This window comes from Enterobacter cloacae (genome assembly GCF_013375935.1).
In the GTDB taxonomy this organism is placed as follows: Bacteria; Pseudomonadota; Gammaproteobacteria; order Enterobacterales; family Enterobacteriaceae; genus Enterobacter; species Enterobacter pasteurii.
In genome coordinates, this window is sequence record NZ_CP056117.1 from 258,083 (window position 1) to 273,400 (window position 15,318).

12 protein-coding genes are annotated in these 15,318 nt (G+C 56.8%); 10 read left to right on the plus strand and 2 right to left on the minus strand.

The window, feature by feature from the left end:
- Positions 1–43: 43 nt before the first annotated feature.
- From araD to rluA, 4 genes are all read left to right on the plus strand, one after another.
- Positions 44–739, plus strand: a complete 696-nt coding sequence (araD, locus tag HWQ14_RS01170; protein ID WP_176608724.1) for an L-ribulose-5-phosphate 4-epimerase — start codon at positions 44–46, stop codon at positions 737–739.
- Positions 740–812: 73 nt separating this feature from the next.
- Positions 813–3,170, plus strand: coding sequence for a DNA polymerase II (gene polB, locus HWQ14_RS01175; protein ID WP_176608725.1), 2,358 nt, complete (start codon positions 813–815; stop codon positions 3,168–3,170).
- Positions 3,171–3,297: 127 nt separating this feature from the next.
- Positions 3,298–6,204, plus strand: a complete 2,907-nt coding sequence (gene rapA, locus HWQ14_RS01180) for an RNA polymerase-associated protein RapA (RefSeq protein WP_176608726.1) — start codon at positions 3,298–3,300, stop codon at positions 6,202–6,204.
- A 12-nt stretch (positions 6,205–6,216) separates the two neighbouring features.
- Positions 6,217–6,876 carry a bifunctional tRNA pseudouridine(32) synthase/23S rRNA pseudouridine(746) synthase RluA gene (gene rluA, locus HWQ14_RS01185; protein ID WP_176608727.1) on the plus strand — a complete coding sequence of 220 codons (660 nt, stop codon included), beginning with the start codon at positions 6,217–6,219 and terminating at the stop codon, positions 6,874–6,876.
- A 32-nt stretch (positions 6,877–6,908) separates the two neighbouring features.
- On the opposite strand, the gene djlA is transcribed toward rluA, so the two are convergent.
- Positions 6,909–7,724, minus strand: a complete 816-nt coding sequence (gene djlA / locus HWQ14_RS01190) for a co-chaperone DjlA (protein ID WP_176608728.1) — start codon at positions 7,722–7,724, stop codon at positions 6,909–6,911.
- A 239-nt stretch (positions 7,725–7,963) separates the two neighbouring features.
- Between djlA and lptD the strand changes: the two genes are divergently transcribed.
- Genes lptD through apaH form a run of 6 tightly spaced genes read left to right on the plus strand, consistent with a single transcriptional unit; the run spans position 7,964 to position 14,708 of the window.
- The gene (lptD, locus tag HWQ14_RS01195) at positions 7,964–10,330 is read left to right on the plus strand and encodes an LPS assembly protein LptD (RefSeq protein WP_176608729.1); all 2,367 of its coding nucleotides are present in this window, start codon (positions 7,964–7,966) and stop codon (positions 10,328–10,330) included.
- A gap of 53 nt (positions 10,331–10,383) precedes the next feature.
- Complete coding sequence (gene surA, locus HWQ14_RS01200; RefSeq protein ID WP_148420052.1) at positions 10,384–11,670, plus strand: peptidylprolyl isomerase SurA; 1,287 nt, start codon at positions 10,384–10,386, stop codon at positions 11,668–11,670.
- Positions 11,670–12,656, plus strand: coding sequence for a 4-hydroxythreonine-4-phosphate dehydrogenase PdxA (pdxA, locus tag HWQ14_RS01205; protein ID WP_411696688.1), 987 nt, complete (start codon positions 11,670–11,672; stop codon positions 12,654–12,656). The genes surA and pdxA overlap by 1 nt, the downstream gene beginning before the upstream one ends.
- Positions 12,653–13,474: a 16S rRNA (adenine(1518)-N(6)/adenine(1519)-N(6))-dimethyltransferase RsmA gene (gene rsmA, locus HWQ14_RS01210; protein ID WP_148420050.1), complete on the plus strand. Its 822-nt coding sequence runs from the start codon at positions 12,653–12,655 to the stop codon at positions 13,472–13,474. The genes pdxA and rsmA overlap by 4 nt, the downstream gene beginning before the upstream one ends.
- A gap of 3 nt (positions 13,475–13,477) precedes the next feature.
- Positions 13,478–13,855: a Co2+/Mg2+ efflux protein ApaG gene (gene apaG, locus HWQ14_RS01215; protein ID WP_003856425.1), complete on the plus strand. Its 378-nt coding sequence runs from the start codon at positions 13,478–13,480 to the stop codon at positions 13,853–13,855.
- A gap of 4 nt (positions 13,856–13,859) precedes the next feature.
- A complete protein-coding gene (gene apaH, locus HWQ14_RS01220; protein ID WP_176608730.1) occupies positions 13,860–14,708 on the plus strand; it encodes a bis(5'-nucleosyl)-tetraphosphatase (symmetrical) ApaH in 849 nt (282 codons plus the stop codon).
- Between the two features lie 47 nt (positions 14,709–14,755).
- On the opposite strand, the gene folA is transcribed toward apaH, so the two are convergent.
- On the minus strand, positions 14,756–15,235 hold the full coding sequence (gene folA, locus HWQ14_RS01225) for a type 3 dihydrofolate reductase (protein WP_148420048.1): 480 nt from the start codon (positions 15,233–15,235) through the stop codon (positions 14,756–14,758).
- Positions 15,236–15,318: the final 83 nt, after the last annotated feature.

Sequence of the window (15,318 nt, forward strand, 5' to 3'; positions counted from 1 at the left end):
GGAGAGCCCGGCGGCGCAGCGCTTGCCGGGCCTGGAGACAGCAATGCTAGAAGATCTTAAACGTCAGGTTCTCGAAGCTAACCTGGCGCTGCCAAAACATAACCTGGTGACGCTTACCTGGGGGAACGTCAGCGCCGTCGATCGCGAAAAAGGCGTGTTCGTGATCAAGCCTTCGGGCGTGGATTACACGGTGATGACCGCGGAGGATATGGTGGTGGTCAGCATCGAAACGGGCGAAGTGGTTGAAGGCAACAAAAAGCCCTCCTCCGATACGCCCACGCATCGCCTGCTGTACCGGTCATTCCCGACCATCGGCGGCATCGTGCATACCCATTCGCGTCACGCCACCATCTGGGCGCAGGCCGGCCAGTCCATTCCGGCTACCGGCACCACCCACGCGGACTACTTTTACGGCACCATTCCGTGCACGCGGCTGATGACCGACGCGGAGATCGGCGGCGAGTATGAATGGGAAACCGGCAACGTGATTGTCGAAACTTTCGAAAAACAGGGTATCGACGCGGCGCAAATGCCCGGCGTGCTGGTGCACTCCCACGGCCCGTTTGCCTGGGGCAAAAACGCGGAAGATGCGGTGCATAACGCGATAGTGCTGGAAGAGGTCGCCTATATGGGGATCTTCTGTCGCCAGCTGGCACCGCAGCTGCCGGATATGCAGCAGACCCTGCTGGATAAACACTACCTGCGCAAGCACGGCGCGAAGGCCTATTACGGGCAATAAACTGTATATAAACCCAGCATAAAAACGTTAACCAGGCTATAATCAGGCCTGGTTTGTTTTATGGGATAACGGCGTGGCACAGGCGCAAGAAGGCTTTTTACTGACCCGACACTGGCGGGATACCCCTCAGGGTACCGAGGTCGCGTTCTGGCTGGCCACGGATAACGGCCCGCTGCACGTTACCCTGCCGCCCCAGGAGTCCGTGGCGTTTATCCCTGAACACCACGTCGAGAAAGTAAAGCAGCTCCTGCACGGTGAAAACGGCTGGCGCCTTACTCCCCTTGAGCTGAAAGATTTCCACCGCCAGCCGGTTTATGGCCTCTACTGTCGCGCCCATCGCCAGCTGATGCGCTATGAAAAACTGCTCCGCGAAGCGGGCGTGACGCTCTATGAAGCCGACATCCGCCCGCCGGAACGTTTTCTGATGGAGCGGTTTATTACCGCTCCCGTCTGGGTCGACGGCGCTGAGCAGAACGGTTGTCTCGTGAACGCGCGCCTGAAACCTAACCCGCACTATCGCCCGCCGATGAAGTGGGTCTCGCTGGATATCGAAACCACCCGCCACGGTGAACTGTACTGCATCGGCCTGGAGGGCTGCGGGCAGCGGGTTGTCTATATGCTCGGCCCGCCAAACGGCGACGCGTCTGCGCTGGATTTTCATCTGGAATACGTTACCAGCCGACCACAGCTGCTGGAGAAGCTTAACCAGTGGTTTGCCGAGCACGACCCGGACGTGCTGATCGGCTGGAACGTGGTGCAGTTTGACCTGCGCGTGCTGCAAAAGCATGCCGAGCGGTACCGCATTCCCCTGACGTTAGGGCGCGGAAACACGGAGCTGGAGTGGCGTGAGCACGGTTTCAAAAACGGCGTTTTCTTCGCGCAGGCCAGTGGCCGCCTGATAATCGACGGCATCGAGGCGCTGAAATCCGCCTTCTGGAACTTCTCCTCCTTCTCGCTGGAAGCGGTGGCGCAGGAGCTGCTTGGTGAAGGTAAATCCATCGATAACCCCTGGGACCGGATGGACGAGATTGAGCGGCGCTTTAACGAGGATAAGCCGGCGCTCGCCACCTACAACCTGAAGGACTGCGAGCTGGTAACGCAGATTTTCCACAAAACCGAGATCATGCCGTTCCTGCTGGAGCGCGCGACGGTGAACGGTCTGGCTGTCGACAGGCACGGCGGCTCGGTAGCGGCCTTTAGCCACCTCTATTTTCCACGAATGCACCGTGCGGGCTACGTCGCCCCTAACCTCGGCGACGTGCCGCCGCAGGCCAGCCCCGGCGGTTACGTGATGGATTCACGGCCCGGGCTGTATGACTCGGTTCTGGTGCTGGACTATAAAAGCCTGTACCCGTCCATTATTCGCACGTTCCTGATCGACCCGGTGGGGCTGGTAGAGGGGATGGCGCAGCCAGATGACGCCCACAGCACCGAAGGTTTTCTCGGCGCCCGTTTTTCGCGCGAGAAACACTGCCTGCCAGAGATCGTGGGAAACATCTGGCACGGCCGCGACGAGGCAAAACGCCACGGCAACAAGCCGCTCTCGCAGGCGCTAAAGATCATTATGAACGCCTTTTACGGCGTGCTGGGAACCAGCGCCTGCCGCTTCTTTGATCCTCGCCTGGCGTCATCCATCACCATGCGCGGGCACGACATCATGCGTCAGACCAAAGCGCTGATTGAGTCCCGGGGCTATGACGTCATTTACGGCGATACCGACTCCACCTTTGTCTGGCTGAAAGCCGCCCATTCGGAAGACGACGCCGCGCAAATCGGCCGCGAGCTGGTCGCCTTCGTGAACGGCTGGTGGCGTGAAAATTTGCAAAAAGAGCGGTTAACCAGCGCGTTAGAGCTGGAGTTTGAAACCCATTTCGCCCGTTTTTTAATGCCCACAATTCGCGGCACCGACCAGGGCAGCAAGAAGCGCTACGCCGGGCTCATTCAGGAGGGCGAAACGCAGCGGATGGTCTTTAAGGGGCTGGAGACGGTGCGCACCGACTGGACGCCGCTGGCGCAGCAGTTCCAGCAGTCGCTCTACCTGCGGGTATTCCGCAACGAGCCTTACCAGGATTACGTGCGCGAGACCATCGCCAGCCTGATGGCGGGGGAGCTGGACGATCGGCTGGTCTACCGCAAGCGCCTGCGCCGCCCGCTGGCGGAGTACCAGCGTAACGTGCCGCCCCACGTGCGCGCCGCGCGGCTGGCAGATGAAGAAAACGTTCGTCGGGGCCGCGCGCCGCAGTATCAGAACCGGGGGAGCATCAAATACGTCTGGACAATTAACGGTCCGGAACCGGTTGATTACCAGCAGTCTCCGCTCGATTACGATCACTACCTGACGCGTCAGCTTCAGCCGGTTGCGGAGGGAATATTACCGTTCATCGACGATGACTTTGCTACACTAGTGACAGGACAACTGGGGCTATTTTGACGCGTGACGAAACCGTTGCCATCCAGTACCATAGCGCCCTTTCCATTCCCGGACCCATTTTTCGATGACCGTCTTTTTTGACGGGGTCGAACTATTGCCTGCAATTAGAGATTAGAGCCGAACAACTATGCCTTTTACACTTGGTCAACGCTGGATCAGCGATACAGAAAGCGAACTTGGATTAGGAACCGTCGTTGCCGTTGATGCGCGCATGGTTACCCTCCTTTTCCCTGCTACCGGTGAAAACCGCCTGTACGCTCGCAATGACTCCCCTGTTACCCGCGTGATGTTCAATCCGGGTGACACCGTGACCAGCCACGACGGCTGGCAACTGAAGGTTGAAGACGTAAAAGAAGAGAATGGACTGCTCGCCTACATTGGTACTCGTCTTGATACGGATGAAGCCAATGTCGTCCTGCGTGAAGTGCTGCTCGACAGCAAGCTGGTCTTCAGCAAGCCGCAGGATCGCCTGTTTGCCGGGCAAATCGACCGTATGGACCGCTTCTCCCTGCGCTACCGCGCGCGTAAGTTCCAGAGCGAACAGTACCGCATGCCGTGGAGCGGACTGCGCGGTCAGCGTACCAGCCTGATCCCACACCAGCTAAACATCGCCCATGACGTGGGCCGTCGCCATGCGCCTCGCGTGCTGCTGGCTGACGAAGTGGGCCTGGGTAAAACCATCGAAGCAGGCATGATCCTGCACCAGCAGCTGCTCTCTGGCGCTGCCGAGCGCGTGCTGATTGTGGTTCCAGAAACGCTGCAGCATCAGTGGCTGGTTGAAATGCTGCGCCGCTTCAACCTGCGCTTCTCCCTGTTCGACGATGAGCGCTATGCCGAAGCCCAGCACGACGCGGACAACCCGTTTGAAACCGAACAGCTGGTCATCTGCTCGCTGGACTTTGTGCGCCGCAGCAAGCAGCGCCTGGAGCACCTGTGCGACGCCGAATGGGATCTGATGGTGGTCGATGAAGCGCACCATCTCGTCTGGAGCGAGGACGCGCCGAGCCGTGAATACATGGCGATTGAGCAGCTTGCCGAACGCGTGCCCGGCGTGCTGCTGCTGACCGCCACGCCGGAGCAGCTGGGGCTGGAGAGCCACTTCGCCCGTCTGCGCCTGCTCGATCCGAACCGTTTCCATGATTTTGAGCAGTTCGTTGAGGAGCAGCAAAACTACCGTCCGGTTGCGGACGCCGTCGCGCTACTGCTGGCGGGCAATCGTCTCTCTGACGAAGAGCTCAATACCCTGAGCGACCTGATCGGCGAGCAGGACATCGAGCCGCTGCTTCAGGCTGCAAACAGCGACAGCGATGACGCGGGTTCCGCGCGTAAAGAGCTGATTGACATGCTGATGGATCGCCACGGCACCAGCCGCGTGCTGTTCAGAAATACCCGCAACGGCGTAAAAGGGTTCCCGAAACGCGAACTCCACACCATCAAGCTGCCGCTGCCGACCCAGTATCAGACGGCGATTAAAGTCTCCGGCATCATGGGTGCGCGTAAAACTCAGGAAGAGCGTGCTCGCGACATGCTTTACCCGGAGCAAATTTATCAGGAATTTGAAGGCGACACCGGCACCTGGTGGAACTTCGATCCGCGCGTGGAGTGGCTGATGGGCTACCTGACCGCGCATCGTTCCCAGAAGGTGCTGGTGATCTGCGCCAAAGCCGCCACCGCGCTGCAGCTGGAACAGGTTCTGCGCGAGCGTGAAGGTATTCGCGCAGCCGTGTTCCACGAAGGCATGTCCATTGTCGAACGCGACCGCGCTGCGGCATGGTTTGGCGAAGAAGACAGCGGCGCACAGGTTCTGCTGTGTTCCGAAATCGGCTCAGAAGGCCGTAACTTCCAGTTCGCCAGCAATCTGGTGATGTTCGATCTGCCGTTTAACCCGGATCTGCTGGAGCAGCGTATCGGGCGTCTGGATCGTATCGGCCAGGCGCACGATATTCAGATCCACGTTCCGTATCTGGAAAAAACCGCCCAGTCCGTTCTGGTTCGCTGGTACCACGAAGGTCTGGATGCGTTTGAGCATACCTGCCCGACGGGCCGCACCATTTACGATCGGGTACATACGGATCTGATCGCTTATCTCGCCGCTCCGGAAAACACCGACGGTTTTGATGAGCTGATCAAATCCTGCCGCGAGAAGCACGACGCGCTAAAAGCCCAGCTGGAACAGGGCCGCGACCGTCTGCTGGAGATCCACTCCAACGGCGGCGAAAAAGCGCAGCAGCTTGCTGAAAGCATTGAAGAGCAGGATGACGATACCAGCCTGATTAGCTTCTCCATGAACCTGTTCGACATCGTCGGCATTAACCAGGACGATCGCGGCGAGAACCTGATTGTGTTGACCCCGTCCGATCACATGCTGGTTCCGGATTTCCCGGGCCTGCCGGAAGACGGCTGCACCATCACCTTTGAGCGTGATGTGGCGCTGTCCCGCGAAGACGCACAGTTCATCACCTGGGAGCATCCGCTGATCCGCAACGGTCTGGATCTGATCCTCTCCGGCGATACCGGCAGCAGCACCATCTCCCTACTGAAGAACAAAGCGCTGCCGGTGGGGACCCTGCTGGTGGAGCTGATCTACGTTGTGGAAGCTCAGGCGCCGAAACAGCTTCAGCTTAACCGCTTCCTGCCGCCAACGCCGGTGCGTCTGCTGCTGGATAAAAACGGTACGAATCTGGCCGGTCAGGTGGAGTTTGAAAGCTTTAACCGTCAGCTGAGTGCGGTAAACCGTCACACCGGCAGCAAGCTGGTGAATGCGGTGCAGCAGGACGTGCATGCCATTCTGCAACTGGGCGAAGCCCAGGCCGAGAAAGCGGCCAGAGCGCTGATCGACGCGGCGCGCGGCGAAGCCGATGAGAAGCTCTCAGCCGAGCTGTCGCGTCTGGAAGCGCTGAAGGCGGTGAACCCGAACATTCGTGACGATGAACTGGCCGCGATTGAGAGCAACCGCCAGCAGGTGCTGGAAAGCCTGAATCAGGCGGGATGGCGTCTCGATGCCCTGCGTCTTATCGTTGTGACGCATCAGTAAGCGGAGCGCAAGATGGTAATGGAGCCCTACAATCCCCCGACGGATCCCTGGCTGGTCATTCTCTATCAGGATGAGCACATTATGGTGGTCAACAAGCCGAGCGGCCTGTTGTCCGTGCCCGGGCGCCTGGATGAGCATAAAGACAGCGTGATGACGCGTATCCAGCGTGATTATCCGCAGGCCGAGTCCGTCCATCGCCTGGATATGGCGACCAGCGGCGTGATTGTGGTGGCTCTGAATAAGCCGGCGGAATGCGAGCTGAAACGCCAGTTCCGCGAGCGCGAACCGAAAAAGCAGTATGTTGCCCGCGTGTGGGGACATCCGGCGCAGGCGGAAGGGCTGGTGGATTTGCCGCTGATTTGCGACTGGCCGAACCGGCCTAAGCAGAAGGTGTGTTATGAAACCGGCAAGGCCGCACAAACCGAGTATGAAGTGCTGGAGTACGTGCCGGATAACACCGCGCGCGTTCTCCTGAAGCCGATTACCGGGCGCTCCCACCAGCTGCGCGTGCATATGCTGGCGATGGGACACCCTATTCTGGGCGACAGATTCTATGCGCCGCCGGAAGCGCTGGCCCTCGCGCCGCGCCTGCAGCTGCATGCGCAGACGCTCACCATCTCCCACCCCGCGTTTGGCAACGCGATGACGTTTAAAGCCCCGGTAGACTTCTGAAAAAATGGCCCGACGATGTCGGGCCATTTTTTTTATTTAAAACCTTTTTGCTCTTTAATCAGCTCGTAGGCTTTCTGGATTTCCTGCGCTTTCTGTTTCGCCATCTCCATCATCTCTGGCGGTAAGCCTTTCGCCACCAGCTTGTCCGGATGGTGCTCGCTCATCAGTTTACGATAGGCGCGTTTGATGGTCGTGACATCGTCAGACGGCTTCACGCCGAGCACGTTACAGGCATCTTCCAGCGTGGGACCACGCTGCGCCTGCTGCCAGCCGCCGCCGGAGGAGTGCTGCTGATATCCACCGCCAAAGTGCGCGCCGCCCTGCATCATGCGCAGGAACTGGTCGAACTGCATGCGGGATATGCCCAGCTCTTCGGCAATGACGTACAGGACGTCCCGTTCATTCGGATGCAGAGAGCCGTCCGCAAAGGCTGCCTGGATTTGAATTTCCAGAAACATCCGAATTAAATCAAAACGCCCGAAACAGATGCTACGGAACTGGCGCATTTTTTCACGCAGCGGATAGTTATCCGATTTCCCAATCCTGAACGCATTCTGCGCGGCCACGCGTGATTCGCCGTGCAGGTTCATGCGATCCATAAAGACGCTGGCAACCTGAATATCGGCCTCCGTTACGCGTCCTTTCGATTTGGTTAAGTGCCCCATCACCTCAAAGGTGGTGGAGAAAAAGAGTGACTGGCGCTCGCGCTGGTTGGCAAACCAGGCCATTTTGCGGCTGCGTGCTTTATCAAACATATGGCCGATAATGAGGCCAAGAACGACGCCCCAGAATCCGGCACCCATAATAATTGCGAACGCAACGCCGATTATTTTACCCCAATACTGCATATACTCCCCGAATGGTCATGTTCCTGGCCGACGCAACGCCATCATTACAGTGGTCGCGCCACGGTCAATTGAGGGACATCGCCTATAATTTGCATTATCATACTCGTCATTCGATAGCGAGCCTAACACTCTGGCGCGCAAACGGGCAGGATTAACGCTGGTACTGCGCTGATGAGTAAGATAGTCTCTGAGCGTTTGTAAGCCGTAGCCACTGATGACGGAACAATAAAATACAACGTATGAAAAAACGTATCCCCACCCTTCTGGCCACTATGATTGGCACCGCCCTGTATAGCCAACAGGGGCTCGCAGCCGATCTCGCCTCGCAGTGTATGCTTGGCGTTCCAAGTTACAATCGCCCACTGGTGAAAGGCGATACGAATGACTTACCCGTCACCATTAATGCCGACAGCGCGAAAGGTAATTATCCAGACAATGCGACCTTTACGGGCAATGTCGATATTAACCAGGGAAACAGCCGACTGCAGGCTGACGAAGTGCAACTGCACCAGAAGCAACCTGAAGGTGCTCAGGCGCCCGTTCGTACGGTGGATGCGCTGGGTAATGTGCACTATGACGACAATCAGGTCATCCTGAAAGGTCCGAAAGCCTGGTCAAATCTGAATACAAAAGATACCAACGTCTGGGAAGGTGATTACCAGATGGTAGGTCGTCAGGGGCGCGGTACCGCAGACCTGATGAAGCAGCGTGGTGAAAACCGCTACACCATTCTTGAAAACGGCTCGTTCACCTCCTGTTTGCCTGGGTCAAATACCTGGAGCGTGGTGGGGAGCGAAGTGATCCACGACCGTGAGGAACAGGTCGCTGAGATCTGGAACGCCCGTTTTAAACTCGGCCCGGTCCCCATTTTCTATAGCCCTTACCTGCAGCTTCCCGTGGGTGACAAACGTCGTTCAGGCTTCCTGATCCCGAACGCGAAGTACAGCACGTCGAACTACTTTGAGTTCTACCTGCCGCACTACTGGAACATCGCGCCCAACATGGACGCCACGATCACGCCGCACTATATCCACAAGCGCGGCAATATCATGTGGGAGAACGAGTTCCGCTATCTGACCAAAGCGGGCGCGGGTCTGATGGAGTTCGATTATCTGCCATCCGATAAAGTGTTCCAGGACGAGCACCCAACCGAAGGCGATAAACACCGCTGGATGTATTACTGGCAGCACGCCGGGGTGCTGAATCAGGTGTGGCGCTTCAACATTGACTACACCAAAGTCAGCGATCCGTATTACTTCAACGACTTTGACTCTAAATACGGTTCCAGTACCGATGGATACGCCACGCAGAAATTCAGCGTGGGCTACGCCATTCAGAACTTTGACGCGACGGTGTCGACCAAGCAGTTCCAGGTGTTTGATACACAATCGCGTAGTACCTATGGTGCTGAGCCGCAGCTGGACGTGAACTGGTACCAGAACGACGTCGGGCCTTTCGACACGCGCGTTTACGCTCAGGCGGTGCATTTCGTCAACACCAACTCGGATATGCCGGAATCAACGCGTCTGCATATTGAGCCGACGATCAACCTGCCATGGTCAAACGACTGGGCGAGCCTGAATACCGAAGCCAAGCTGATGGCAACCCATTACCAGCAGAAAAATCTGGACTGGTATAACAAACAAAATAAGACCAATCTTGAAGAATCGGTAAACCGTACGCTTCCGCAATTCAAGATGGACGGTAAGCTGATCTTCGAACGTGATATGGGCCTTCTCGCGGACGGATACACCCAGACGCTTGAGCCGCGCATGCAGTACCTGTACGTGCCTTATCGCGATCAGAGCAAAATTCAAAACTACGACTCGTCCTTCCTCCAGTCTGACTACAGCGGCCTGTTCCGCGACCGTACCTACGGCGGGCTTGACCGTATTGCATCTGCTAACCAGTTGACGACCGGCGTCACAACCCGCGTTTATGATGATGCTGCCGTTGAACGTTTTAACGTTTCTGTTGGTCAAATCTACTATTTCACCGAGTCTCGTACCGGTGATGACGACATAAACTGGGAGAAAGACAACAAAACGGGTTCACTGGTTTGGGCGGGCGATACCTACTGGCGCATGACGGATCGCTGGGGTCTGCGTGGTGGGGTTCAGTACGATACGCGACTGGACAATATCGCGACGAGCAGTGCCGCTATCGAGTACCGTCGTGATGAAGATCGTATGATTCAGTTGACGTATCGTTACGCCAGCCCAGAGTATATCCAGGCGACATTACCTAAAAACAGTAGAGATACAACCTGGAATGCGCCTCAGTATAAGGAAGGTATTTCACAGGTAGGTACCGCCGCAAGCTGGCCGATTGCCGATCGTTGGTCAATCGTCGGAGCCTACTACTATGACACGAATGCCCAAAAACCTGCTGACCAGATGTTAGGTCTGCAATATAACTCCTGCTGTTACGCAGTACGTGTCGGTTACGAACGCAAACTTAACGGCTGGGATACACAAAACAGTCAGGGCAAATACGATAACGTGATTGGCTTTAACATCGAGCTGCGCGGCCTGAGTTCTAACTACGGTCTGGGCACGCAGCAGATGCTGCGCTCGAACATTCTGCCATATCGCAGTTCCTTGTAATGTGCTTGATTTAAAACGTAATCCGCTTTGCGGTTAATTGAAATGGAAAAAGTATGAAGAACTGGAAAACGCTGCTACTCGGTGTCGCTATGGTTGCGAATACCAGCTTCGCGGCCCCACAGGTTGTCGATAAAGTCGCGGCCGTGGTTAACAACGGCGTCGTGCTTGAAAGTGACGTTGACGGTTTGATGAAATCTGTAAAGCTCAACTCGGGTGAAGCAGGTCAGCAACTTCCGGATGACGCTACGCTGCGCCACCAGATCCTGGAACGTCTGATCATGGATCAGATTGTCCTGCAGATGGGCCAAAAAATGGGCGTGAAGATCTCTGACGAGCAGCTCGATCAGGCGATTGCAAACATTGCTAAGCAGAACAACATTACCCTGGATCAGATGCGTAGCCGCCTGGCCTATGACGGCATCAGCTACGCCACTTACCGTAATCAGATCCGCAAAGAGATGCTGATTTCCGAAGTGCGTAACAACGAAGTTCGCCGCCGCGTCACCATCCTGCCTCAGGAAGTGGATGCGCTGGCAAAACAGGTGGGTAATCAGAACGACGCCAGCACCGAGCTGAACCTGAGCCACATTCTGATCCCGCTGCCGGAAAACCCAACCTCCGATCAGGCTGCTGAGGCGGAAAGCCAGGCGCGCGCTATCGTGGAGCAGGCGCGCAACGGTGATGACTTCGGTAAGCTGGCAATCACGTATTCTGCTGACCAGCAGGCGCTGAAAGGCGGCCAGATGGGCTGGGGCCGCATTCAGGAGCTGCCATCCCTGTTTGCTCAGGCGCTGAGCACGGCGAAGAAAGGCGACATCGTCGGTCCAATCCGTTCCGGTGTTGGCTTCCACATCCTGAAGGTGAACGACCTGCGCGGCCAGAGCCAGAGCATTTCCGTCACCGAAGTTCACGCACGTCATATCCTGCTTAAGCCATCGCCGATCATGACTGACGATCAGGCCCGTGCGAAGCTGGAGCAGATTGCAGCTGACATCAGGAGCGGTAAAACCAGCTTTGACAAGGCGGCAAAAGAGTTCTCCCAGGATCCTGGCTCAGCTAACCAGGGCGGCGATCTCGGTTGGGCGGCTGCCGACATTTACGATCCGGCTTTCCGCGACGCGTTGATGAAGCTGAATAAAGGCCAGATGAGCGCCCCTGTGCACTCCTCCTTCGGCTGGCATCTGATTGAACTGATGGATACCCGCAACGTGGATAAAACCGATGCGGCGCAGAAAGACCGCGCTTATCGCATGCTGTTTAACCGTAAGTTCTCTGAAGAAGCGGCAACCTGGATGCAGGAACAGCGCGCCAGCGCTTATGTGAAAGTGCTGAGCAACTGATGAAACCGCATCGTGTGGCGATCACCCCCGGCGAACCCGCCGGGATTGGGCCTGACCTTGTCGTCCAGCTTGCCCAGCGCAGCTGGCCGGTAGAGCTGGTTGTCTGCGCCGATGCAGCACTGTTACAGGACCGGGCAACGTTGCTCGGTCTGCCCTTAACGCTTATCCCCTACGTCGAAGGCCAACAGCCTGCACCGCAGCAGGCGGGTACCCTCACCCTGCTTTCGGTTCCGCTTCGCGCCCCGGCTGTTCCCGGTGAGTTAAACCCTGGAAACGGCCACTACGTTGTCGAGACGCTGGCGCGCGCCTGTGACGGCTGTCTGAACGGTGAATTTGCCGCTCTGATCACCGGACCGGTGCACAAAGGGGTTATCAACGACGCGGGCATTCCGTTTACCGGGCATACCGAATTTTTCGAAGAGCGCTCGCACAGCCCGAAAGTGGTGATGATGCTGGCAACCGAAGAAATGCGCGTAGCCCTGGTGACGACTCACCTGCCCATCAAAGCGATTCCGGACGCCATTACGCCTGAACTTCTGCGCGAAATTATTGGGATTTTGCATCACGATTTGCAAACCAAATTCGGCATCCCGCAGCCCCATGTCCTCGTCTGCGGCCTGAATCCGCACGCGGGCGAAGGCGGACATATGGGAACCGAAGAGATCGACACCATCATTCCGGTGCTCGAGGAAATGCGGGCGAAGGGAATGAACCTCAGCGGGCCACTGCCTGCCGACACCCTTTTCCAGCCCAAATACCTGGATAATGCCGACGCCGTGCTCGCGATGTACCACGATCAGGGCCTGCCCGTGCTAAAATACCAGGGCTTTGGCCGCGGTGTGAACATCACCCTCGGTTTACCCTTTATTCGAACGTCCGTTGACCACGGTACTGCGCTGGATCTGGCAGGCCGGGGAAAAGCGGATGTCGGCAGTTTTATTACGGCGCTTAATCTCGCCATCAAAATGATTGTTAATACTCAATGACTAATCGAGTCCATCAGGGCCACTTAGCCCGTAAACGCTTCGGGCAAAACTTTTTAAACGATCAGTTTGTGATCGACAGTATCGTCTCTGCCATTAATCCGCAGAAAGGCCAGGCCATGGTCGAAATCGGCCCGGGTCTTGCCGCGCTGACCGAGCCGGTAGGCGAACGTCTGGACGAACTGACCGTTATCGAACTCGACCGCGATCTGGCCGCGCGTCTGCAAACGCACCCATTCCTGGGGCCAAAGCTGACGATCTATCAGCAAGATGCGATGACCATGAACTTTGGCGAACTGTCAGAAAAAATGGGCCAGCCGCTGCGCGTGTTCGGTAACCTGCCGTACAATATCTCCACCCCGCTGATGTTCCATCTGTTTAGCTATACTGATGCCATTGCCGACATGCACTTCATGTTGCAAAAAGAGGTCGTTAACCGTCTGGTTGCAGGCCCGAACAGTAAAGCGTATGGTCGTTTAAGCGTGATGGCGCAGTATTACTGCAACGTGATCCCGGTATTAGAAGTACCGCCTTCCGCGTTTACGCCACCACCAAAAGTGGATTCTGCGGTTGTGCGCCTGGTGCCGCATAAAACGATGCCGTACCCGGTGAAAGACCTGCGCGTGCTGAGCCGCATCACCACGGAAGCCTTTAACCAGCGCCGGAAAACGATTCGTAACAGCCTTGGCAATCTGTTTACCGTTGAAGTGTTAGCTGAGTTGGGCATCGACCCGGCAATGCGAGCGGAGAACATTTCCGTAGAGCAGTACTGCAAGCTGGCTAATTACATCAGCGACAATGCGCCGCCGAAGGAGAGCTAAGCCATGATTGATTCGCCCCGCGTCTGTGTTCAGGTTCAAAGCGTCTACATTGAGTCCCAATCCACACCGGATGAAGAACGTTTTGTCTTTGCTTATACCGTAACCATTCGCAATCTGGGGCGGATGCCTGTGCAGCTGCTCGGGCGCTACTGGCTTATCACCAACGGCAATGGCCGTGAAATTGAAGTCCAGGGCGAAGGTGTGGTCGGTGAACAACCTCATATCGCCCCTGGCGAAGAGTATCAGTACACCAGCGGCGCGGTGATTGAGACGCCGCTGGGTACCATGCAGGGCCATTACGAAATGGTCGATGCCGACGGTAATGCCTTCCGCATTGCCATTCCTGTGTTCCGTCTCGCCGTTCCTACACTTATTCATTAATCTAATGGCTACATATCTGATTGGCGACGTTCACGGTTGCTACGATGAACTGATCGCATTATTAAAGCAGGTCGACTTTACCCCGGCGCAGGACACGCTCTGGTTAACGGGCGATTTAGTGGCACGCGGCCCCGGCTCCCTCGACGTCCTTCGCTATGTTAAATCTCTGGGCGACAGCGTGCGGCTGGTGCTGGGTAACCACGATCTTCATCTGCTTGCCGTTTACGCCGGGATCAGCCGCAATAAGCCGAAAGATCGCGTTACCCCTCTGCTGGAGGCGCCGGATGCGGACGAATTGCTTAACTGGCTGCGCCGCCAGCCGCTGCTCCAGATTGATGAAGAGAAAAAGCTGGTGATGGCCCATGCCGGCATCACGCCTCAGTGGGATCTTGAGACGGCAAAAATCTGCGCGCGCGACGCTGAAGCGGTTCTGGCGAGCGACTCCTACCCGTTCTTCCTTGATGCCATGTACGGCGATATGCCGAACAACTGGAGCGAGGATCTCAGCGGTCTGGCGCGGCTGCGTTTTATCACCAACGCGTTTACGCGGATGCGCTACTGTTTCCCGAACGGACAGCTGGATATGTATTGCAAAGACACGCCGGAAAATGCGCCTGCGCCGCTTAAGCCGTGGTTTGCCATCCCGGGCCCCGTGGCTGATGAATACAGTATTGTGTTCGGGCACTGGGCATCGCTGGAGGGGAAAGGTACGCCGGAAAATATATATGCGCTGGACACCGGATGCTGCTGGGGAGGGGATCTAACCTGCTTACGCTGGGAAGATAAACGTTATTTTGTGCAGCCGTCCAACCGACAGCTGGATCTGGGAGAAGGCGAGGCCGTTGCCTCCTGAATAATCCGCTTCCCCTCACCCCAGCCAGGGGTGAGGGGAACTATCGCTTAACGACGCTCCAGAATTTCGAAGCAGTAGCTGTGTGAGTTCTGCGCATCCGCGTCGTGAAATTCGCTGAACACGGATTCCCACTCGTCCGGATCGTAATCCGGGAAATGGGTATCCCCTTCCACTTCGGCATCAATATGGGTCAGATACAGCTTCTGCGCTTTCGGCAGGAACTGCTCATACACGCGTCCGCCGCCAATCACCATGATCTCTTCGGCATCACCGCAGGCGGCAATCGCTTCATCAACGGACTTAACCCACTGAACGCGATCGTCAGTGCCCGCCTGGCTACTGATAACGATATTCTTACGGCCCGGCAATGGACGACCAATCGACTCCCAGGTCAGGCGGCCCATCACTACCGGCTTGTTTAACGTAGTACGTTTAAACCATGCGAGATCGGCAGGCAGGTTCCACGGCATGGCGTTTTCCATACCGATAACGCGGTCTACCGCCAGCGCTGCAATCAGACTGATCATTGAAAATTTCCCGGATGCAAAAAATTGCCGCCACTATACGGAAAGCTTAATCTTTCGTCGACTGGCGGCAGGGTAAAGAATCA